The 22,736-nt window shown below is 42.2% G+C and carries 23 protein-coding genes; 11 read left to right on the top strand and 12 right to left on the bottom strand.

Going from position 1 to position 22,736, the window contains the following annotated elements:
- Positions 1 to 51 precede the first annotated feature (51 nt).
- The 3 genes from Q0E19_RS03550 to Q0E19_RS03540 are packed head-to-tail and all read right to left on the bottom strand — an operon-like array spanning position 52 to position 2,361.
- Positions 52 to 927: a DegV family protein gene (locus Q0E19_RS03550; protein WP_294407526.1), complete on the bottom strand. Its 876-nt coding sequence runs from the start codon at positions 925 to 927 to the stop codon at positions 52 to 54.
- Between the two features lie 33 nt (positions 928 to 960).
- A complete protein-coding gene (locus Q0E19_RS03545; protein ID WP_294407524.1) occupies positions 961 to 1,467 on the bottom strand; it encodes a tRNA (cytidine(34)-2'-O)-methyltransferase in 507 nt (168 codons plus the stop codon).
- Positions 1,468 to 1,503: 36 nt separating this feature from the next.
- A complete protein-coding gene (locus Q0E19_RS03540; RefSeq protein ID WP_294407520.1) occupies positions 1,504 to 2,361 on the bottom strand; it encodes a pyridoxamine kinase in 858 nt (285 codons plus the stop codon).
- Between the two features lie 304 nt (positions 2,362 to 2,665).
- Here Q0E19_RS03540 and hemA point away from each other — a divergent pair, with 304 nt between their 5' ends.
- The 7 genes from hemA (at position 2,666) to gap (ending at position 10,289) form a co-directional block, all read left to right on the top strand.
- The gene (gene hemA, locus Q0E19_RS03535) at positions 2,666 to 3,853 is read left to right on the top strand and encodes a glutamyl-tRNA reductase (protein ID WP_294407517.1); all 1,188 of its coding nucleotides are present in this window, start codon (positions 2,666 to 2,668) and stop codon (positions 3,851 to 3,853) included.
- On the top strand, positions 3,854 to 4,480 hold the full coding sequence (locus Q0E19_RS03530) for a bifunctional precorrin-2 dehydrogenase/sirohydrochlorin ferrochelatase (protein WP_294407515.1): 627 nt from the start codon (positions 3,854 to 3,856) through the stop codon (positions 4,478 to 4,480).
- Positions 4,477 to 5,337 (top strand): hydroxymethylbilane synthase, encoded by an 861-nt coding sequence (gene hemC / locus Q0E19_RS03525; RefSeq protein WP_294407510.1) that lies wholly within the window; start codon positions 4,477 to 4,479, stop codon positions 5,335 to 5,337. Before Q0E19_RS03530 ends, hemC begins: the two co-directional genes overlap by 4 nt.
- The gene (cobA, locus tag Q0E19_RS03520; protein ID WP_294407507.1) at positions 5,334 to 6,842 is read left to right on the top strand and encodes a uroporphyrinogen-III C-methyltransferase; all 1,509 of its coding nucleotides are present in this window, start codon (positions 5,334 to 5,336) and stop codon (positions 6,840 to 6,842) included. The genes hemC and cobA overlap by 4 nt, the downstream gene beginning before the upstream one ends.
- Positions 6,821 to 7,789: a porphobilinogen synthase gene (gene hemB, locus Q0E19_RS03515; RefSeq protein WP_294407504.1), complete on the top strand. Its 969-nt coding sequence runs from the start codon at positions 6,821 to 6,823 to the stop codon at positions 7,787 to 7,789. The genes cobA and hemB overlap by 22 nt, the downstream gene beginning before the upstream one ends.
- Before the next feature lie 10 nt (positions 7,790 to 7,799).
- Positions 7,800 to 9,062, top strand: coding sequence for a glutamate-1-semialdehyde 2,1-aminomutase (gene hemL, locus Q0E19_RS03510; protein WP_294407785.1), 1,263 nt, complete (start codon positions 7,800 to 7,802; stop codon positions 9,060 to 9,062).
- A 189-nt stretch (positions 9,063 to 9,251) separates the two neighbouring features.
- The gene (gap, locus tag Q0E19_RS03505) at positions 9,252 to 10,289 is read left to right on the top strand and encodes a type I glyceraldehyde-3-phosphate dehydrogenase (RefSeq protein WP_294407502.1); all 1,038 of its coding nucleotides are present in this window, start codon (positions 9,252 to 9,254) and stop codon (positions 10,287 to 10,289) included.
- A gap of 48 nt (positions 10,290 to 10,337) precedes the next feature.
- Here gap and Q0E19_RS03500 read toward each other — a convergent pair whose 3' ends face one another.
- On the bottom strand, positions 10,338 to 10,550 hold the full coding sequence (locus Q0E19_RS03500; RefSeq protein WP_294407499.1) for a helix-turn-helix transcriptional regulator: 213 nt from the start codon (positions 10,548 to 10,550) through the stop codon (positions 10,338 to 10,340).
- Positions 10,551 to 10,778: 228 nt separating this feature from the next.
- On the opposite strand from Q0E19_RS03500, the gene Q0E19_RS03495 reads away from it, so the two are divergent.
- A complete protein-coding gene (locus tag Q0E19_RS03495) occupies positions 10,779 to 11,816 on the top strand; it encodes a hypothetical protein (protein ID WP_294407497.1) in 1,038 nt (345 codons plus the stop codon).
- Between the two features lie 98 nt (positions 11,817 to 11,914).
- Here Q0E19_RS03495 and Q0E19_RS03490 read toward each other — a convergent pair whose 3' ends face one another.
- A complete protein-coding gene (locus Q0E19_RS03490) occupies positions 11,915 to 12,985 on the bottom strand; it encodes a HAMP domain-containing sensor histidine kinase (protein WP_294407494.1) in 1,071 nt (356 codons plus the stop codon).
- Positions 12,986 to 13,178: 193 nt separating this feature from the next.
- On the opposite strand from Q0E19_RS03490, the gene Q0E19_RS03485 reads away from it, so the two are divergent.
- From Q0E19_RS03485 to Q0E19_RS03475, 3 genes are all read left to right on the top strand, one after another.
- A complete protein-coding gene (locus tag Q0E19_RS03485) occupies positions 13,179 to 13,670 on the top strand; it encodes a TspO/MBR family protein (RefSeq protein WP_294407491.1) in 492 nt (163 codons plus the stop codon).
- Between the two features lie 200 nt (positions 13,671 to 13,870).
- Entirely contained in the window at positions 13,871 to 14,452 is a 582-nt protein-coding gene (locus Q0E19_RS03480; RefSeq protein WP_294407487.1) for a xanthine phosphoribosyltransferase, read from the top strand.
- A 21-nt stretch (positions 14,453 to 14,473) separates the two neighbouring features.
- Positions 14,474 to 15,844, top strand: a complete 1,371-nt coding sequence (locus Q0E19_RS03475) for a nucleobase:cation symporter-2 family protein (RefSeq protein ID WP_365904501.1) — start codon at positions 14,474 to 14,476, stop codon at positions 15,842 to 15,844.
- 65 nt (positions 15,845 to 15,909) lie between these two features.
- Here the strand turns inward: Q0E19_RS03475 and Q0E19_RS03470 are convergent, their stop codons facing one another.
- The 7 genes from Q0E19_RS03470 to Q0E19_RS03440 form a co-directional block, all read right to left on the bottom strand.
- Positions 15,910 to 16,035, bottom strand: a complete 126-nt coding sequence (locus Q0E19_RS03470) for a hypothetical protein (protein ID WP_294407485.1) — start codon at positions 16,033 to 16,035, stop codon at positions 15,910 to 15,912.
- 29 nt (positions 16,036 to 16,064) lie between these two features.
- Entirely contained in the window at positions 16,065 to 18,323 is a 2,259-nt protein-coding gene (locus tag Q0E19_RS03465) for an ABC transporter permease (RefSeq protein ID WP_365904499.1), read from the bottom strand.
- Between the two features lie 16 nt (positions 18,324 to 18,339).
- A complete protein-coding gene (locus tag Q0E19_RS03460; protein WP_294407782.1) occupies positions 18,340 to 19,038 on the bottom strand; it encodes an ABC transporter ATP-binding protein in 699 nt (232 codons plus the stop codon).
- A 332-nt stretch (positions 19,039 to 19,370) separates the two neighbouring features.
- Positions 19,371 to 19,778 carry a flavodoxin gene (locus Q0E19_RS03455; RefSeq protein ID WP_294407482.1) on the bottom strand — a complete coding sequence of 136 codons (408 nt, stop codon included), beginning with the start codon at positions 19,776 to 19,778 and terminating at the stop codon, positions 19,371 to 19,373.
- Between the two features lie 101 nt (positions 19,779 to 19,879).
- Positions 19,880 to 20,167, bottom strand: a complete 288-nt coding sequence (locus Q0E19_RS03450) for a DUF2325 domain-containing protein (RefSeq protein ID WP_294407480.1) — start codon at positions 20,165 to 20,167, stop codon at positions 19,880 to 19,882.
- A 191-nt stretch (positions 20,168 to 20,358) separates the two neighbouring features.
- Positions 20,359 to 20,628 carry an Hpt domain-containing protein gene (locus Q0E19_RS03445; RefSeq protein ID WP_365904496.1) on the bottom strand — a complete coding sequence of 90 codons (270 nt, stop codon included), beginning with the start codon at positions 20,626 to 20,628 and terminating at the stop codon, positions 20,359 to 20,361.
- Positions 20,629 to 20,753: 125 nt separating this feature from the next.
- Positions 20,754 to 22,736 (bottom strand): diguanylate cyclase, encoded by a 1,983-nt coding sequence (locus Q0E19_RS03440; RefSeq protein ID WP_294407476.1) that lies wholly within the window; start codon positions 22,734 to 22,736, stop codon positions 20,754 to 20,756.

Genomic DNA, 22,736 nt, shown 5'->3' with positions numbered 1-22,736 from the left:
AAAAATCCCGCACCTTTGCGGTACGGGACAGGTATCTCAGATCATATGATATTATCTTCTGTGCTGTGATTTGAAGATAACTCCTGTTACCTTAGGACCTGCGTTGATGGTGATAGCAGCTCCTATCTGATAGCAGTCCTCAGGGGGATATCCCATTTTCTTTGTCATAGCCTGTGCCATTTCGTCACGGACAGATTCATCATTTCCGTAAACTATGCAGTAAGGTGTTTTAGGGATCATTTCATTAACGCAGAGGTCAAGTATCTTAGGCACGATAGCCTTATCGCCTCTAACCTTTGTTTCGGTAGTGATAGAACCTTCCTGAATCCTCATTATCGGACGGAGTCCCATTACTTCTCCCACAAAAGCCGCAGCGGACGGTATTCTTCCCGACTTCTTTGCATATTTCAGAGAATATGGTGCAAAGAAAATAACGCAGTTATCTATCCAGTCCTGAATATAATCAACTATCTCATTGGCAGGAACGCCACGCTGAGCCTTGATAGCACCCTGAACCACCGGATAGCCGTAAGCGCCGGTATAGTTTCCGGAATCTATATTATAGATATTGAACTCGCCCTTTGCGTCAGGTATCTCCTCAAAGAACTGCTGCGCAGCCATAACGGCATTGTTATATGTTGCAGAGCCGTTGCCGTTTATGGTCACGTTTATTACGTCTGTATAATCGTTATAATAAAGCTCCTTGAACATCTCAACATACTCATAAGCTGTTATCTGAGAAGTTGTTGGGATACCGTCATAACCCTCTATCATCTCATAAAATTCTTCATTATCAAAGTCTATTCTGCTGGTATAGCTTTTTTCGCCCATGGCTACCTTAAAAGGCATTATCTGTATATCCAGCTTTTTCTCATTTTCAAAAGAAATATCACTTGCGGAGTCGGTCAGAAATTTGATTTTTGGCATAATTATCCTCCTAAAAATTTTATTTTATGTATCTTATTCGTCCCATGTATACTGCGTAAGCTTGCCTTCCCTGCCGAGGTCTGGGTAATCCCACTGCCTCAGCACCTCATAAACGGCTATTGCCACAGAGTTCGAGAGGTTAAGACTTCTGAGGTCGTTCCTCATCGGTATCCTGACACAGCTGTCTGGATTATCGTACAGCAGCTTTTCGGGAAGTCCTTTATCCTCACGTCCGAAAACTATGTAAACGTCCTTATCTGCGGGATAATTTGCATCTGAGTGTACATTTCTCCCTTTAGTGGTGAAATAGTAGAACTCACCGCTGTTCTTTTCAAAGAACTCGTCCATATTTTCGTACTCGTATATTTCAAGCTTGTCCCAGTAGTCAAGACCTGCACGTTTCAGCTTTTTATCCGATATCTCAAAGCCATAAGGCTTTACAAGATGAAGCACCGCACCCGTTACGGCACAGGTCCTTGAAATATTCCCTGTATTCTGTGGTATCTGCGGTTCTACAAGAACTATATTCAGTTTATACATAAGCTGCACCTGTTTCCATAATCATAATAAGCCGCATTACAGATTCGTGTAATCTCCAAGCTCCTGATAGCCTGTAAGCCACGGCAGCTGACTTTCAAGCATAAGTCCCTCTGTCCAATGTTTCTGATAGCTGTAAGTGGTTTTTACGTTAAGCTCTGTAAAGGCAGTTGCTCTGTTCATTGCGATAGGCAGGCTGTCCCCTTTAAGCACAGAACCTGTAAGGACGCTTGTGAACATATCCCCTGTTCCTGAATAATGTGCGGGAACATAATCATTCTTTATCTTCCAGAAGCTGTTGTTGCCCTTGTCATAGCCTATGGTATGCATACCGCCGTCAGCAAGATTAACGCTGGTGATAACGACTATCCTTGCGCCCTGCTCGGAAAGTCTTACAAGCCATGATTTTGCCTGTGAAGTCGTTATCGTTCCGATAGGATAAGGTTCTTTAAGAAGTATTGCAGCCTCGGTAAGGTTAGGAGTTATGATATCAGCCACAGCAACAAGCTCACCCATTCTGCCGCAAAGTTCATCTGTATAAGTGGCATAAGCCTTGCCGTCATCACCCATAACAGGATCGACCACTTTCAATGCGTCGGGATAAGCCGCAAAGAATTCAAGACAATGGTCTATCTGTTCACTTGACGCAAGAAAACCGCTGTAAATACAATCGAACTCAGTATTCATACGTCTGTAATGCTCCAGCGCAGGTTTCATAAAATCGGTAAGATCCCTCATCACAAATTCGCTGTAACCTGTATGTGCAGATAACACCGCAGTAGGAACAGGACATACCTGTATACCCATTGCAGACAGCACAGGGATAACCACTGTAAGTGAGCATCTTCCCAAACCCGAAATATCCTGAATTGCAGCAACTCTTCTGCAGCCTGTCATATGATCGCCCGTATATTCGGCTGAAAACCTTTCAGCTGAACACAGACACTCCTCCGTTTCTGTTTTCAAATATTAGTGCAGACATTGCAGAGAAAGACATTGAAAACCCGCTGTTCCCACATCTGCATAATAAGGTATTATAACATACAGCTGATATTTTTTCAAGACCTGATGTAAATTTTAATACATTATTTATGAACTAAAGGCGGTCAGGTCTTTCGATTGACATTTATTTTAATATGTGATATCATAAAACATAGAGGTTTACTAGGAACTAAAAAATAACGATCGGACGGCGAAATTTTTGAAGAAGTCAAAGAATGTTAATGAGCCTTGCTCCGCAGAAAACACATCATATATAAACTGTGTAAGTATAAATTACAAGCTGTGCGATGAAACATTCCGCAGCCTTTTCACCTTTTCGGAGGAAGAACGTGAAAAACTGATATTATTATGCTGTGAGAAAGATCCTGTTCTGCTTTGCACCTGCAACAGAACTGAGATATATTTCAAAGGCAGCATTGAGGACGGCATAGATATGCTCTGTGATATGAAAGATATCAGCGGATACACCAAAAGTGAACTGAAAGATATGCTTCGCTACAAGGCTATGCTTTACAGCGGTGAGGGTGCATTAAAGCATCTGTTCAAGGTATGCTGCGGCATAGAATCCATGGTCATAGGCGAGGACGAGATACTGGGGCAGGTAAAGAATGCATATGCTTTCTCTAAAGAGCGCATAAAGCTAAGTGCTGAAATGAACCTTATTTTTCAGTCTGCCATTGCTGCCGCTAAAAAGGTCAAGACGCAGACAGACTTGTCAAGGACTTCTGTTTCCACCGCCACTCTTGCCGCAAAACAGGCTGCAAGAGTATGTGAAACACCTACGGTCATGCTCATAGGTTCAAGCGGAAAGATAGGTTCGATACTTCTTAAAAATCTGCTGTCATATAAAAATGTAAAAGTTATAGTTACCACACGTTCACACAAAAATGATATCAGCTTTTATCCCAACAGTCCTGCACTGAAGATAGTGCCGTATGAGGAAAGGTATCATTACTGCGGAGAATGTGACTGTCTTATATCTGCTACGTCAAGTCCACATTACACGCTGACTGCAAGGGAGTTTGGTGATCTGCTTTCAGACATCAGAAAAAGGCTGTTTATCGATCTTGCTGTACCAAAGGACATTGATCCTAAATTAAGTGATTATGAAAATAATCAGCTGATAGGGATAGATCATTTTGAAAAGCTTGCGGCAGAAAACAATGCACATAAGACGGACAGTGTGGAGCAGTCAAAAGAAATAATAAGCGAAGAGCTTGACGAGCTGAAAAAGCAGCTTGCATTCCATAGCTTTATGCCAAATTTCAAGGCTGAAAAGCTTGCGGCAAAAACGGCGGTAGAGCTTTTTTACAGACTTAAAAGCGAGCTGTCATTTGACGCTTTTGAGCAGGTACTTAATGTTATAGATGATTTCGGAGATGAATAGATGCCTTACTTTCCTTTTTTTATAAATATTGAAAATATGCGCTGTGTTATTATCGGCGGCGGACAGGTCGCATTGAGAAAGATAGAAAAGCTTATGCCTTTCAAGCCTGATATAACAGTTATCGCACCTGAGATATGTCAGGAGATAAGAGATATACAGGGACTTTCGCTTATTAAAAGAGAATATGCGGACGAAGATATTGCGGACGCTTTTTTTGTTATTGCGGCAACCGATGATACAAAGACGAATATACATATATCAAAACTGTGCAAAGAGCGAAATATTATGTGCAATGCGGTGGATATACCGGAAAGCTGTACATTCTACTTTCCTGCCCTTGTGCAGAACGGAGATATCACAGTAGGTATTTCCACAAGCGGAAAAAGCCCGCTGCTTGCCTCATATTTAAGGAAGCAGATAGAGGGTATAGCAGACGAAAGGTTTGCGGATATATGCTGTCTTATGGGCGATATCAGACCTTATGTAAGGGAAATGTTCAGCGAAGAGGCGGACAGAAAATCTGTTTTAAGCTCAGTTTTGCAATATTGTCTTTCAAAGGAATATCCGCCGGATAAACAGGAACTATATAAATTTATACAGGAAATCAAGGAGCAGTTCAGCAAATGAAAATAAGAATAGGAACACGAACAAGTCCCCTTGCTATGGCGCAGACTTATATGTATCAGAAAGCTTTGAAAGCTGCTTTTCCTGATGCAGAAACGGAGATCGTCAGATTTACTACCAAAGGCGACAAGATACTCAGCAAGCCGCTTGACAAGATAGGCGGAAAGGGTGTATTTGTCGGAGAGATAGAGGACGCTTTATGCAAGGGAGAAATCGACGCAGCTGTACACAGCGCAAAGGATCTCCCTGCTGAACTTGCTGACGGTCTGGAGATATCTGGCGTACTGCCGAGGGGAAATTACAGAGATATGCTCATAACCCCTAAAGGCAGGCATTTTTCGGCAGATGAAATATTTACTGTCGGCACAGGAAGTCAGCGCAGGCAGATAAATTTTTCAAAGATATATCCTAAAGCCGTTTTTTCGGGTATACGGGGAAATGTTGACACACGGCTTAGAAAACTTGAAAGCGGAGAATATGACGGCATTATACTTTGTGCCGCAGGCATAGAAAGGCTTGGCATAAGTCTTGACGGATTTGAAACTGAGATATATGACTATGACAGATTTCTCCCTGCGCCTTGTCAGGGCATAATAGCCATAGAATGTGCTGTTGGCAGCAAGGCGGCTGAACTTACTGCTGAGATCTCAGACAGGAATACTATGCTCAGCTTTGAAGCAGAACGTGAAGCGGTAAGACTTCTCGGTGCGGACTGCACCGTGCCTGTTGGGGTATTCAGCGAAGTAAGAGATGATGATATATTCGTCAGAGTTTCCGACAGATGCGTTAAATATACCGAAGGCAGAGCGGCAGTAAAAGACAGACTAAAGCTTGTAAAGGAGCTGACAGCAAAGCTATGAGCAAAGATGTAATAAATACGGAAAACACAGATATCGGAAGAGTTATTCTGGTCGGCGCAGGCTGCGGTGACTTTGATCTTATCACTCTGCGTGGAAAGAGATGCTTAAAAGAATGTGACGTTGTTGTGTATGACAGTCTTATCGACAAGCGTCTGATGGACTTCTGCCGCAAAGGTACTGAGAAGATATGCGTAGGAAAACGTGCAGGAAAACATTCAAGCTCACAGGAAGAGATAAATTCTCTGCTAGTCCAAAAGGCGGCTGAGGGCAGGATAGTTGTACGACTTAAAGGCGGCGATCCTTTTGTTTTCGGACGTGGCGGTGAAGAGATAATCGCTTTGAAAGAGAACGATATCCCATTTTCCGTTGTACCTGGGATAACCTCGTCGGTAGCTGTGCCTGAGCTTGCCGGCATACCTGTCACCCACAGAGATACAGCAAGAAGTTTTCACGTTATAACAGGGCATACGTCAGAAGATATGCTGCCTGAAAATATGTCCCACTATGCAAAATGCAAAGGCACTCTGATATTCCTTATGGGACTTAGGAAACTGCCTGAGATAGCAGCAGGACTTACAGAGGGCGGAATGTCAGCAGATACTCCTGCCGCCGTTATATCTAAAGGCGGTACTCCGCAGCAGAGAGTAGTTCGCTCCGATCTGGGAAATATCTGCTCCGAAACAGAAAAAGCGGGTATCGAGGCTCCTGCCGTCATAGTTGTGGGCGAAACAGCGGCTTTTGACTTCAGCGCAACTTTTAAGCCTCCTCTAAGCGGAATATCTGCGGCGGTAGCAGCTGCACCCGAAACTTCCGTTAAAATAGTTTCCGCACTTAACACTCTTGGGTCACACGCTTTCAGAACAGGTGATTTCCACACTAAAGAGCTTTACAGGGAGGATATATACAAGGCTTTTGCCAACATAGAAAATTACAGCTGGATAGTACTTTCCAGTCCTAAGGGTGCAGAATATTTTCTGAAAAAGCTGAGAGCAAAACGCATTGATATAAGACGGCTCAGCAATATAAAATTCGCCGTTATCGGCAGCGGTACTGCCGCAAAGCTTGAAGAGTCAGGCATTTTTGCCGACCTTATCCCCGAAAAGTACACATCAGCGGCTTTAGGGAACGCTGTTGCATCGGCGGTGAATGCTGACGATAAAGTGCTTATACTACGTTCAAAGGAGGGTTCTCCTGCGCTGACAGAGCCTTTGAAACAGAAAGGCATACAGTTTGATGACATAGACACCTATGAGCCTGTATACGGCGGCGGCGAGGACATATCAGCAGACTATATAATTTTCACAAGTGCAGGCGCTGCAAGGAGCTTTTTCGGTTCGGGCGGCAGTATTTCTGAACACACCAAAGCAGTGGCTATCGGAGAAGTGACTGCAAAGCAGCTGAAACAATTCGGCATTGAGAAATGCCTTATACCTGAGGTCAGCAACACCGAGGGGATAGTTGATAAGATACTGGAGGAAGTAAAATGCGAAGATTCAGACGTTTAAGAGTAAATCCGCAGATGAGAAGAATGGTTCGGGAAACTAAGCTTTGTCCGTCAGAATTTATTTACCCTATATTCGTGGCTGAGGGACAGGACATAAAAAAGCCTGTTGACTCTATGCCGGGAGTATATCAGTATTCAATAGACAGACTTGAAGAGATCCTTCCTGAGATAGATGAGAGCGGTATATCGGGCATACTTATTTTCGGGATACCTGCTCATAAGGACGAAACTGCCAGCGAGGCATACAATGACAACGGCATAACGCAGAATGCTGTAAGATACATCAAGGAGCATTATCCTAAGCTGCTGATAATAGCTGACGTATGCCTTTGCGAATACACTAGTCATGGTCACTGCGGCATGATATGCGGCGACAAGATACTCAATGATGAAACATTGCCGCTGCTCTGCAAAATGGCTGTGAGCCTTACTAAGGCTGGAGCGGATATAATCGCTCCGTCGGATATGATGGACGGACGTGTTGCAGCGATAAGGCAGGCTCTTGATGAAAATGGATTTACCGACACAGCTATAATGGCTTACAGTGCAAAATTTGCGTCGGGGTACTACTCACCTTTCCGTGACGCAGCGGAATCTGCGCCGAGTTTCGGTGACAGAAAGACCTATCAGATGGATCCTGCAAACGGCAGAGAGGCTCTGAGAGAGATAGCAGATGATATTGACGAGGGTGCGGATATGGTCATGGTCAAGCCTGCACTTGCTTATCTTGACATAGTAAAGGCGGCAAGAGAAAGTTTTGATCTGCCACTTGCGGCATACAATGTCAGCGGAGAATATGCCATGGTCAAAGCAGCCGCACAGCTTGGCTGGATAGATGAAAAGCGTATCGTTATGGAAAACCTTATTGCGATAAAACGTGCCGGTGCTGATATAATTATCACTTATCATGCACTTGACGCTGCAAAATGGCTGAAAGAGGAGGCTTAAAGCAATGAATATCCGTACTGAGAGATCAGAAGAACTTTATAAGAAAGCCTGCAAATTTATGCCCGGCGGAGTAAACAGTCCTGTAAGAGCCTGCAGAAATGTCGGAACTGTACCGCTGTTTATAAAAAGTGCGTCGGGTTCAAGGATATATGACGAGGACGGAAACGAATTTATAGACTATGTATGCTCATGGGGACCGAATATTCTAGGTCACTCTTTCAAGCCTGTTACAGACGCAGTAAAGGCTGCCTGCGATTCTGGACTTACTTTCGGCGCTTGCCACAAGGGTGAGATAACTCTTGCGGAGATAATTCAGGCACATTTTCCGTCAATGGAAATGCTCAGACTTGTAAATTCAGGTACTGAGGCTGTAATGAGTGCTGTCAGGGCGGCAAGAGGTTTTACAGGCAGGGATAAGATAATCAAGTTCGAGGGCTGCTATCACGGCCATTCTGACGGACTGCTTGTAAAGGCAGGTTCGGGACTTATGACTCATTCTATCCCATCGGGAGCAGGAGTTACGGAAGGCTGTACGAAGGACACGCTGCTTGCCAAATACAATGACGAAGATTCGGTAGAAAAGCTTTTTAATGAGTACGGCAATGATATCGCCGCACTTATAGTTGAGCCTTGTGCTGCAAATATGGGTGTTGTACCGCCGAAAAAAGGCTTTCTCAGATTTCTGAGAGAAATAACGGAAAAGTACGGCGCAATGCTTATATTTGACGAAGTTATAACGGGATTTCGTCTGTCGGCAGGCGGTGCGCAGGAGCTTTTCGGTGTTACACCTGACCTCACTACTCTGGGAAAGATAGTCGGCGGCGGAATGCCTCTTGCGGCTTACGGCGGAAAACGTGAGATAATGGAATGCATTGCCCCACTCGGTTCGGTATATCAGGCAGGAACTCTTTCGGGAAACCCATGTGCCGTTGCTGCGGGAATAGAAACCATAAGACAGATCGAGGCTGTTCCAGATTTCTACACTAAGCTTGATGAAAAGGCGGCAAGGCTCGAAAAGGCTATGACTGACGCAGGTCTTAATGTGAACCGCTGCGGCTCGCTGCTGACTGTATTTTTCAACAGCGAAAAGGTAGTAAGCTATGATGAGTCAAAAGCCTGCGATACAGAAAGCTATGCTCGATACTACCGCCATATGCTTTCAGATGGCATCTACACAGCACCGTCACAATTCGAGGCTATGTTCGTGTCCAACGCTCACTCAGACGAGGATATAGAACGCACGATAGACGCTGTAAGGAAGTTCAGCAAATAAATTTATGCGTGCGCGCATAAATTTCCAATGTTTATTTTTAATTTGGTAAAATCAGCTGATTTTATTCCGCCATTGTAAAAAAAGTAATCAGAAACTAAAAAAAATATAAGTTTTTTGGAAAAGCACTTGAAATCTTTGCAGCAATGGTGTATAATAGTATCAGAAATTTTTTTAGGAGGTAAATTAATTATGGCAGTTAAAGTCGCAATTAATGGTTTTGGACGTATCGGACGTCTTGCATTCAGACAGATGTTCGGTGCAGAAGGTTATGAGGTAGTTGCTATCAACGATCTTACTAAGCCTTCAATGCTTGCAGATCTTCTTAAGTATGATACCGCTCAGGGCGGATACTGCGGAAAGATCGGTGAAAATCTTCACACAGTAGAGGCTGATGACGAAGCTGGTACAATCACAGTTGACGGCAAGACTCTTAAGATCTATGCAATGGCTAACGCAGCTGAACTCCCATGGGGCGAGATCGGTGTAGACGTTGTTCTCGAGTGCACAGGTTTCTATTGCTCAAAGGCAAAGAGCCAGGCTCACATCGACGCTGGTGCTAAGAAGGTTGTTATCTCTGCTCCTGCAGGCAGCGACCTTAAGACAATCGTTTTCTCAGTAAACGAGGATACACTTACAGCTGACGATACAATCATTTCTGCTGCTTCATGCACAACAAACTGCCTTGCACCTATGGCTAAGGCACTTAATGATTATGCTCCTATCCAGAGCGGTATCATGTCAACAATCCACGCTTACACAGGCGACCAGATGATCCTTGACGGTCCTCACAGAAAGGGCGACCTCAGAAGAGCAAGAGCAGGCGCAGCTAACATCGTTCCTAACTCAACAGGTGCTGCTAAGGCTATCGGTCTTGTAATTCCTGAGCTCAACGGCAAGCTCATCGGTTCTGCACAGAGAGTTCCTGTTCCAACAGGTTCTACAACAATCCTTACAGCAGTTGTTAAGGGTGCTGACGTTACAGTTGACGGCATCAACGCTGCTATGAAGGCTGCTTCATCTGAGTCATTCGGCTACAACACAGATCCAATCGTTTCTTCTGACGTTATCGGCATGAGATATGGTTCACTGTTTGATGCTACTCAGACAATGGTATCAAAGATCGCTGACGACCTCTATGAGGTACAGGTAGTTTCTTGGTACGACAACGAGAATTCTTACACATCACAGATGGTAAGAACAATCAAGTACTTTGCTGAACTTGCTTAATCTATCATTAGTATAGACAAAGAGCTGTCCGAAATGGCAGCTCTTTTTTTATCTGTTGGTTTCTTTTTTGTCAGTGCGGTTGAGGATATAATCAACGGAAACATTATGAAAATTGGCGAGTTTGATAAGGATCTCCGTCGGGATATCAAGCTCCCCTCTTTCGTAATTGCTGTAAACACGCTGACTGCAATAGAGTATTTTTGCTATCTCCGCCTGCGTCATATCTGCGTCCTCACGCAGATTTCTTATTCTGATGTACATAGCCGCTCCTTTTTTGGTAAATGTAACTAAAAATTTGTTATTTACTTTGTTAAGTTTATTATATATCATTATGTAATTTTTTATTGACATTTAGCGGATTATCCGCTATAATATTAAATAGGGTAAAAAGTGCAAAGTGTTTTTGCGCTGCATTTTAGCGGATTTTCCGCTAAGAATATTTTATGCTAAAATATTCTGCCGAATCACATAAAATAAAGGAGTATAGGTATGAAAGTAAAGACGAAGAGATTATTAGCAGGATTTTGTGCTGCCGCAATGGCTTTCAGCACAGCATTTGCTGTTTCAGCAGCAGATACAAATGTAACAAGTATGCCTGATTTGCCAACTGAGGACGAGGTTGATGATGTTGAAGGCGTTCCAATGTATGTAAACGGCAAAGATTTTAAAACTGGCGATGAACTGCCGTCAAAGATACTTAATGTATGCAAAGATTCTATTGAAACAATAAAGAATAATAATCATAATTGTGTAATATTAGATTATTCAGGAGTAGAAGGATATGAAGATGAGCCATATGTATTATATGATTTAGAGCAAAATCAGCTCACAGAAGACGGTTGGCTTTATTACAAATGCTCTAGCGAAGCAGAATGGCCATTTTCCGATGAAAATGGTGATTGCTATGCTGTTACAGGTTATGTTGGATACGAATCTAATGTAAAAATTCCAGAAGAAATCAATGGACTGCCTGTAAAAGTTTTTGGATATGAATCTTTTTCATGGGAATCATTTAACGATGACCATTTTTTAGCAGGTGGCGGTGCCGGATACGATGGTTCAGTTCATTCATTTTACGTTGGAACAGTAAATGTCAGAATAGCCGTTCCAGATCATATAACTAATTTCGCAGGTCTTGATGTAGATATACTTAAAAACATGGGTATCAGATTCGTTGTAAATGAAAATACTGCGGCTAAAGATTACTTTGATAAAATGGGAATTGATTATGATATAAACAACGATGATGACAGCTCTGATACATCTTCCGACAACTCATCAGACGTTTCTTCTGACAATTCATCAGATGTTTCCTCCGACACAACAAGCAATTCAGATGATTCCTCAAATTCTTCATCTGATTCATCAGACGCAAGCTCTGCCGTTTCAAGCAGCAAGTCTTCGTCAACTTCAAACAAGGTATCTTCTTCAAGCACAGCTAACCCTAACACTGGCGCAGCTGCCGCAACTTTCGCAGGCGCAGCCGCTCTCGGTATGGCAGTAGTTGCTCTCAGAAAGAAAAAGTAAATAATATACCTTGACAGAAAGAGCCGAACACAGCAGTTCGGCTCTTTTATTTTGCCCGAAATGGCATAAAAAACTGCCGCACAAACTTCATGCGACAGTTATATATCAAATGCTTTGGAAAATATTGAATTTATATCGTCATATGGGTTCGGCGGTATTGGAAAGGGATTTGAGCGAAAAACATCGGGAATTTTTTTCTCAGACTCAGGGAAGATCATTTTTGCACAGGTGAACTCCCCCTTTTCAGAGCTTATATCAAGCTTTCCGCCGAAAAATTCGCAGCATTTATTTGCCACTGCGATACCAAGAAATTCACGTCTGTCATATTCTTTGAAACAGCCGAACGGCTTTTTTGCTCTTTCCGCAGTTTCGCTGTCTATTCCGTCACCGTTATCTTCAACGGTTATTTCAATGGTTTTATCAACACGGTGCAGACTTACCTTACAACGTTTATCATCTTTGGAATTGTACTTCACGCTGTTGACAATAAGATTTGAAAGCGCAAGCTTTAACCTTTGGGCATTCATATCAAGATAGATCATGGGCTCGATATCAGTTTCAAAGCTGACATTTTCCTTTTTCATATGCTCTGAGATCTGCTCGCAGACTTCCTGCACGATAGTGGATATATTAATAAATGAAACATCAAAAAATCCGCTGTAATATCTTGAAAGCTCGTTATAGTTCACAGTTGCGGAGAATGTTTTCATCACCGCATTTCTCGCCTGTCGGTCAAAGTCAAGGCTGTTTTCATTTTCAGAAGTATCTGCCAGCCGACAGTCAAGGAGATTTATGAGCTGTGCCATTTCAACTCTGATATTTCCGAGAAAATTTGCTTTATATTTCAGATGTCCCGAACGGTCAGAGATAAGCTCGATATCCTCACAGGTATACAGATGAAAAAGATATCCGACTATCTCATCATTCTCCCTCAGAGGCTGAATTTTAAGCGCAGACGAGCCGCCAAAGCCGCCTTTATACTCACAGGTTTCCGACTTAGTGAACGGCAGGACAGCATCTCTTTTATAATAAAGCCGTATTCTCGATATATCTATTCGGTCGGGCAGTTCGGGAAAGCTTTTCCAGACAGTATTCAGATCTGTGTCTGTAAGCAGTATCTTCTCATCACTGCCGCTGTAAACAGATATAAGAGTTTCAAAAATATCCATTACTTTTACCTCTTTATTATCAAAAACGATCTACTGATATTATAACCCAAATTCCCATACAAGTCAAGAAATGTCCCTGTTCAGCCATTATATTTTACAATTTGGAAACCAAAGACGGAACTTTCCAGCATATCGGCTGACAAAATGCATATCATATGTACAGAAGCAAAACAAATTACGGCAGGTGGTAGAAATGGCAAGTTTAAAAAACATGAACAAGAAGAAAATAACAGAGCTGCTGATATTCATAGTTTCGGCAGAGCTGGTAGGTGCGCTTTCGGCGCTGATCGCAGGGAACTCATCACACTTTTACAATGAGCTTGCTCAGCCGCCCCTCTCGCCGCCCAGCTGGCTTTTTCCAATAGTATGGGCTATACTTTATGCCCTTATGGGAATATCCGTTTATATGATATACAGAGCCGATCTGAGCGAAGACAGCAAGAGAAAGGCATATATTATCTATGGGGTACAGCTTTTTGTAAACTTCCTATGGAGCATTGCGTTTTTCAGAATAAAAATGATAGGGATATCGGTAGGCATCATCGTCCTGCTGGACGCACTTATTATAGCTATGCTGGTTGTCTTCCACAAGTTGAAACCTGCGTCTGCATATCTTAATATTCCCTATCTGGTGTGGACTTTATTCGCAACTTATCTTAACATCGGTATACTTCTTTTAAACTAGGATATTTGACCTCCGCCGTGTATGTGTTCGGCGGAGGTTTTTATATGCATTTGAACAGCTTGGAATGTGCTTTATATAAAGCTTTGTTCACACATTAGTCTTTTTGCTGTGTTGAAATGTGTCGCTTTGTGTGATATAATTGATTTTATATATTCGTAGTTTTATATTTTTACTTTATAAATTTTTATTGGAGGAGAATTATGAACTTTTTAGAGGAACGCATTCAGAAAGACGGCATTGTAAAAGCAGAACACGTTTTGAAAGTAGACAGCTTTCTTAATCATCAGATGGACATTTCACTTCTTGAGGAAATGGGAAAAGAATTCAAAAGACGTTTTGCTGACAAGAGGATAGACAAGATACTGACAGTAGAGGCTTCGGGTATTGCTATCGCCTGCTTTGCCGCAAGATATTTTGACGTACCTGTCGTTTTTGCAAAGAAGTCAAAGAGCGTGAACATTGACGGCGATATGTACATAGCTGAGGTCGAATCCTTTACACACAAGTGTAAAAATCAGGTCATCGTTTCAAAGAAATTCCTTAACGAGGGCGAACACGTTCTTATCATTGACGATTTTCTTGCCAACGGCTGCGCTCTTCAGGGACTTATCTCTATCGTAACAGAGGCAGGCGCTGAGGTCGAGGGTATCGGTATTGCTATTGAAAAGGGCTTTCAGGCAGGCGGAAAGATCATACGCAACCTTGGCTATCATCTTGAATCACTTGCTATCGTTGATGATATGGACGCTGAAACAGGCGAGATAGTTTTCAGAGCGCAGTAAGTCTTCGGAGGAAAAATAAAGATGAAATTTATGAAGTCAAAAGATGATACCCCGTCAAGCATCAATAATATTTACAATCTTAACGGAAAAGTTCCTATTGCAAAGGCTGTGCCTTTCGGTCTTCAGCACATACTTGCAATGTTCGTTGCAAACATTGCACCGATACTTATAGTCGCCGGTGCAAGCGGTCTTTCAGACAGTCAGTCTGCCGCACTTATACAGAACGCTATGATAATCGCAGGTATCGGAACGCTTATCCAGCTGTTCCCGCTGTGGAGGATAGGTTCGGGACTGCCTATCGTAATGGGCATAAGCTTTACATTCGTTTCAGTTTTCTGCTTTATAGGCGCACATTACGGTTACAGCGCTATTATGGGAGCTGTACTCATAGGCGGACTTGTTGAGGGTATTCTCGGTCTGTTTGCGAAATACTGGATAAAGCTTATAACGCCTATTGTTTCAGCCAGTGTTGTTACTTCTATCGGTTTCTCTCTCCTCTCGGTGGGAGCGTCCTCATTCGGCGGCGGTTCGGGCAGTGCAGATTTCGGTTCAGCTAAGAACTGGATCTTAGGAACTATCACTCTCCTCGCCTGCATACTGTTCCACATTTTTGCAAAATCATTCTTCAAACAGCTGTCTGTACTTTTCGGACTTGCAGTAGGTTATATAACGGCAATATGCATGGGTATGGTAGATTTCTCTGCTCTGTCGGGAACACCTGTTATTGCGGTTCCTGAGATAATGCCTTTCAAAATGGAATTCAATGCAAACGCTATTATTTCTGCTGTGCTTATCTTCCTTGTTTCGGCAACAGAAACTATCGGCGACACCTGTGCGCTGTCTTCTTCTGCACTCGACCGTGAGCCGACCACAAAGGAAATATCGGGTTCACTTGCCTGTGACGGCTTTATAAGCGCTTTGTCATCTGTATTCGGCTGTCTGCCTATCACATCATTCAGCCAGAACGTAGGACTTGTGGCTATGACAAAGGTCGTAAACAAGTTTGCTATTGCGTCTGGCGCAGTAATAATGATAATCGCAGGAATTTTCCCTGTATTCGGCGGAGTGCTTGCTACGCTCCCTGATGCTGTACTTGGCGGCTGTACAATAATGATGTTCGGAACTATCGTTGTAAGCGGTCTTCAGATGATAGGAAAATGCGGCTACTCTCAGAGAAACATAACTATCGTTGCACTTTCACTCAGCATAGGAATTGGATTTACACAAGTACCTGAGCTGTTCTCAGTTTTCCCACAGATAATCGAAAACGTATTTGCTGAAAACTGCGTTGCAGTGGTATTTATCGTTTCGATAATCCTCAATCTCCTGCTCCCTGAAAATATGGAGGCGCACATTCCCGAAAACGCTGATACAGCTTCGGAAAACAAGTAATACATATTACAAACAGAAATAACCCCCGCAGACAACATATCTGCGGGGGTTATTTTATTATGGGGTCATTTTATTTTCTTTGACTTTTCTGTGTTTTTTCTGTCAAGATATCTGCGAACGCCCGCTTTTACGGCTAGGTCTGCTGATATCGGTATTGCCGCTGCAAGAGCAGCTATCAAATATTCATTCATAAAAATCCCTCCATTTTAACTGAGGAGCATTACTCTGCATTCTTCAAAGCTTCGTCCAGCGGAACTTTCTTCACCTTTCTGAAAAGCATAAGTGCTACTACTGCGTAGGATACAACACCCAGCACGATCATCTTAACGAATGTTACAGGAGGCATATAGTATTCAAACCAGCCGGGGTACTCTGAGAATACTGCAATGCACACATACTTCATAATAGCGTTACACAGCGGAATGGTTATTACCAGTGACAAAAGTGTAACTATGGTCGTTGAACGTATATACAGCTGTTTTATTTCCTTGTTGCTGTAACCAAGTATCTTTGTCATAGAGATAGACTGTGAGTTTCTTTCGATAATGATCTTAGCAAGCAGATAAATTATCAGCATGAACATTACAACACCGAATACTAAGAATATGGTCATCATGCTGCCCATAGAACGTATAAGCTGTCTTGACGTTTTTGTAAGATCGTCCTGAGTTATTTTTGTTGCGATATAATTATCGTCGATATCTGTTATTTCATTATCTGAAAGATAGCCGTTATAGTATCCGTCGTCCAGATCAAAGACTTCTGTATAGTATTCATTGTTCATGAATATTGCGATAGTTGCAGGATAATCATAGATGCCGCCGACCTTGAATTTGTACTCCTTATCCTCATACTTATTTTTGAGAGTAAGAGTATCTCCTATATCAATATCGAACTTTTTATGCATTGCTGATGATATCATGATCTCTTTTTTGCCTGCATCCATCTTGATGTATTTGCTGTCCTCTTCAACACCGTAAACACTTACTTCCTCGCTTTTCAGCTTGCCTGGGATAGTGTCAAGTGAAGTGATAGCGAACTTTTCTGCGCCATCTGTTTCTGTTTCAACAGGAGCTTTGAGGATATACTGATAATCGCAGAACATACTGGATATTGTATTATCTTCAAATTTTTCAAGCATTGGTGCAAATACAAAGCCGAAAAGAAGAATGAAGTTTGCAAAGAACAGACCTATAAAGATAATGATATAGTTAGGAATGTTCTGGAAGATAACTCTCAGTCTGAATCTTGTCATTATCGGTATCTTGGTATTAAGACGGAAAGCTTTCTTCTTTTTCTTCTTGCCGAGGTCACGTCTGATAAATTTCAGCGGTGATATTCTGAGCTTTACTGTAAGTGAAACAAGGAGGATAACAAAAAGTATTATCATAGGAGCTATTGTTGTTTCAAGAAAAGCTTCAGGGTTGATAAGGATAGTATAAGCCGGCAGGCTGTAACTAGCAAGATACTGGTCAGCGAATACTTCTTCAAATGCTGTATAGCCAAGTATATTTCCTACTATTGCTGCCGCTAAAAGCACAAGCATAGGAACGACCATATAGTGTCTTACCATTGCGCCTCTCGAATAGCCTGTGGCTCTGAGAGTACCGATCACATTTGCTTCCTTGATGATCGTATTATTGATAGTTATCGCAAATACAAAGGCAAGGATCACAACAACTATGTAAAGGAATGCGATTATCATTAAGCGGTCGCCGCCCATATCGTCGCCTGCAAAGATGATAGCCTGATTTGTATACTCAGGTATGTAGTTCTCCATAACGCCGTTTACAGCGAGAACTTTCATAAGATCATCTGATTTGTCCTTTGCTTCCTTATCGGTTGACGGCTTATCATCATATATCCATGAATAGCTGTAATGGATATGATTGTTTCTCAAAGCATCAAAGGTTTCCGATGTAACTACGCCGACACCGAACTTATCGTTATCGAACATCATATCGGAAGGGTTTTCATAAAGCGTGGAATAATCTGAAAGAGCAACTATTCCGCAGATCTTGAAGTCCCCTGCTTCTGTCTTAACTGTATCACCTATCTCCAGCTTATGATTTTTAGCGTAAAGTCTGTCGATAGCGATCTCGTCCTTCTTTTCCGGAATATCGCCATCAAGAAGGCTGACCTTATCTACTTCTTCTCTGTTCTTGAAAATTCTGAGTTTGCTATCAAAATCCTTGGTTTCTTCCTGTTTATAATAATTCTCATAAACAGTTACGCCTTCTTTTTCAATATTCTCTATGGCTTCGTCTGTGGCAGGCTCGGCATATTCAAAATTACCGTCCTCGATATTGTACTTCTCAAAGCTGTCGTCATAAGCCACTTTCAAGCTTTCGCAGGATATCAGAAATCCCGATACCAGCGAGATAGAGGCTACGAAAAACAAGAATACTACTACATATTTTCCGAATTCGCCTTTCAGCTCTCTTGGCAGACGTTTGTTAAGCGGATTTTTTATCTTCATATTACCCAGATCCCCCTTACCAATCAAGCTCAGCGGCTGGTATCTTTACTTCGTTGATATAATTCTTTCTTATCATGCCGTCACGCAGTTTAACAACTCTGTCAGCCATATTCTTTATAGCGTCGTTATGAGTTACCATAACTACTGTATTGCCGTACTTCTTGTTAAGATCCTCAATAAGCTTGAGTATCTCTTTTGAAGTATTATAGTCAAGCGCACCTGTCGGCTCATCGCAAAGGAGGATATCAGGATTTTTTACTATTGCACGTCCGATAGCCGTTCTCTGCTGCTGACCGCCTGAAAGCTGGTTAGGCAGCTTGTGTCTATGCTCATAAAGTCCGAGAGTTTTAAGAAGTTCGTCAACGTCCAGCGGATTATCGCTGAGGTATGCGCCGACCTCTATGTTCTCCTTGATATTAAGATTTGGTATGAGGTTATACATCTGGAATATGTATCCGAGGTGCTTTCTTCTGTAAAAGGTAAGCGCCTTTTCATTCATATCTGCGGTCTTTTCGCCGTTGATTGAAATATATCCGCTGTCTGCGCTGTCGATGCCTCCGATAATGTTGAGGAGAGTAGACTTACCGGATCCTGACGGACCAAGCAGAACGCATATCTCACCTTTCTCGATACCTATATCAATGCCCTTAAGTACCTCTGTTAAACTTTCTCCTTCACCATAATGTTTTTTTATCCCACTGATCTCCAAAAACACTTTCAATACCTTCTTCCTATAATTTTGCGCTATAATAAGTTAGGCGAAGCTAACTTATTATAGCAGTTAGTCTTAAATAACTATATACATAGTTTACCTCTAAAACCCCCATTTGTCAAGGAATAAATACAATATTTTAAAATTTTGTATAAACATATATAGCGGCGGCTGTACAGAGATATTTTTTTGTACAAAAAGTTAGTTTTAAATAACCTTTGACGCAAAAACGCCGATATAGGGGCAAAAAAAGCAGGGACGGATAAGAAGATCCGTCCCCAAAAGAGATTTATATGTACAGATTTGTCGGGTTATGCTATGATTATATGCTTTGCTTACTTTGCAAGCTTTTCGCCCAGTGCCTTGCAGTCTGCAAGGTCATCATCGGAAGGTGTTTCGTTTACGATAAGACCTTCATCGTTAAGAAGAACTGCTCCTGCTGACTTTACTCTGTCTGCCCAGAGGCGCATCCATTCGCCGTCACCCCAGCCGTATGAACCGAAGAGGGCTACTGTCTTTCCGTTAAGCTTATCTTCAACACCCGCAAAGAACGGCTCGAACTCGCTGTCCTCAAGCTCCTCTGCTCCCATTGCAGGGCAGCCGAAAGCTACTCTGTCATAAGCGGAGATATCTCCGTCAAATTCTGAAACTGAGAAAAGGTCAGCTCCTGCACCCTCTGCGATAGCCTTAGCCATTGCTTCGGTGTTGCCTGTACCGCTCCAATAAATTACTGCTGTTTTCATTTTAAATTACCTCCTGTTATTGTTAAGTATTAGGTTAGTATCGCCTAACCTAATAGCAAAACTTTTGTAAAATATAATTATGCAAAGGTGCAATATACCGCTCACTGCTTGCAAACATGCTTTTCAAGCACTTTTTTCAGTGCTGAACAGCTTGAAGAATGGCATATCTCAACAGGAAACTTATTTTTATCAGCGCCCTGCTTAACACCTGTAAGCATTTTATGAGAAACTGTATCTGAAAATACTACCGCAAGATCGGGCGAACCGATCTGCTTATCGAACTGTGCGGGAAGCTTTATAAAAACCTTAGCCTTACAGTTATATGATTTACAGATATCCTTGTATCGTGTTGTCATTCGGTCGTTTCCGCCGACAATTACTATGCTCATGATTCACCTCCTGTAAATTTCACTCGGTTAGTTTTTCCTAACTGAATATATATTAACACACATATAGTCTGTTTGTCAAGGGTGACTTATGAACATACAGAAAACATTAAACTTATACTCCGCCTTTTAAAACAAAAAAGCTGCGCAGACATTCTCTTCTGCACAGCTTTGGATTTTGATTTTTTGTTATTCTATTCGATACCGCTTAAAGCATCAATGGTTTTATTATACTGCTTTTCAACTTCGGAAAATAATTCATCAGAACCTTCGATAACTCTTCCCCTGAGTTTTTCGGTCAGTTCATAGCTTGCCTTATACAAGCCGTCAAACCCCAGATTAAGACATATCTCCTTTAAAGTATGAGCTGCACGGAAAGCGTTCTCAGCATTACCCTCTTCAAGCGCCTGTTTAAGGTCTGAAAAGCTTGTATCGCTGAGGAATTTCACAGCAAACTTTTTCACAAAGACCTCGTTCATAAGTCTTTGAAGTACACACTCGTAATCTGTCCCATTTTCTCATAACATTCTCTGACTGTCATTATTATCATTCAAAATTCATCCACTCTTATCTAATCCGAACAGCACTGTTAATAAAGCGGTACCGCTGCCTCTCCGCCTTGTTTCTGCGAATATTCTTCCTTTATCTTATCCTTTATATCGGTAAAACATTCAAGAAGCAGTGGATTAAACACTCCGCATTCACCGTTAAGTATCATCTCGACTGCCTTTTCATGTGAATAAGCGTCCTTATAGACACGCTTGCTCACAAGAGCGTCGTACACATCTGCCACAGAAACCACCTGTGCGCAAATAGGTATGTTATCCCCTGTCAAGCCGTCAGGATAACCTTTTCCGTCATATCGTTCGTGATGCCATCTGCATATCTGACGTGCGACTTCTATGAGCGGCTCATTTTCATCAAGCTCCAGTTTTTTCAGTATCGACTCGCCTATAACAGTATGCTGTTTAATATGAGCAAATTCCTCCGCCGTAAGCTTACCGGGTTTATTAAGTATCTGCTCGTCTATACCTATCTTTCCGATATCATGGAGAGCCGAGACAGTAACTATAAGCTGGCTGTTGAGAAGTTCGTCTCTGTACTTATCGGTCTTCTGGCTGAGCCGTTCAATAAGCAGCTGAGTAAGGCTGTTTATATGTATAACGTGACTTCCGCTCTCGCCATTTCTGAACTCGACTATCTGACTAAGTATGCCGATCATCATACGGTTGTTTCTTTCCTTCTGATAGATCTGATCCGTCAGCAGCGTCACAAGTCTTCTTTGTTTTGCGTAAAGCTTTATGGTATTGAACACACGCTGATATACGACCTTTGCATCAAAGGGTCTGCTGATATAGTCGGACACGCCAAGCTCATAGGCACGTCTTACAGTAAGGTCAGAATCCTCGCTGGAGATCATTATAACAGGTATATCCTCTATCCAATGGTTGTCGCTCATTGCCCTCAGAACCTGAAAACCGTCCATAACAGGCATAATGATATCCAGCAGCACAAGGGATATTGCTGTACCATACTGATTAAGCACCGCAAGACATTCCTCACCGTTGGAGGCTTCATGTATCTTATACTCTCCGCCAAGCATTTCTGAAAAAATAGCACGGTTCATTTCAGAATCGTCAACAATAAGTATCTCCTGCCTGTTCTTTTCGCTATCAATATCTTTTTTCGTTGTCTCAGTAACAACAGTATTCTTCTTGTTCTTTGCCTGATACATAAGCTTATCGGCTTTGCTTACAGCCTCTTCAAGAGGTTTGCCGTCCGACATAACTCCGCCCATGCTGACAGAAAGACGTATCCTTGAATAGCCGGGAACATCAACGTGATTTATTGCACGGCGGATCTGACGCAGTTTCAGGGTAAGGTTTTCCTGATTTATATCGGGCATTATAAGAAGAAATTCATCACCACCGTAGCGGATAAGAGTATCAGTTTTTCTTATACATTCTCTAATTACTCTGACTACAGTATCAAGCACCACATCTCCTGCATCGTGACCGCAGGTATCGTTATAAAGCTTGAAATCATCGAGGTCGATCATAACAACGCCCGCAGACATCTGAGATTTTTTTATCTTCTCTTCAAAATAGCGCCTGTTATACGCACCTGTAAGAACGTCCTTATACAGTTCATCGTGATAAAGGCTGAGCTTTGAGAACAGCTTTTCACGTCCGCTGAAACACATAAGGAAATCTTCATCAAGACGCTTTATAAGTTCCATTATATATGGCTTGCCGTCTATTTCAAGATATCTTGCGATAACATGATAAATATCAGAATTTATAAATTCAAGCTTTGTTCTGTCTTTTTTCTCAAGAAATGCTTTCATTGATATGCAGTTTTCACATGGGTGATCTTCCTGCCAGAAAGAATAGCACTGGCAAAGTTCCTTATTCTCCATATCAAAATCAGGGTCATGAAAATCATCAGGTCTTAAAAGCCGAACAACTGTAAAAACCTTTTTAAGGCTTTTCATTTCGTCCTCAGCCTGCTTCATCGTCATTTTATAGACAGGCTCACCGTCGTCTTCAGTAATCGTATCTATTACACGCAT

Origin of the sequence: uncultured Ruminococcus sp., from assembly GCF_934476685.1 — a bacterium.
GTDB lineage: Bacteria > Bacillota > Clostridia > Oscillospirales > Ruminococcaceae > Hominimerdicola.
Note: the sequence above shows the minus strand (reverse complement) of the source record. Positions and strands in the feature narration are given on the sequence as shown.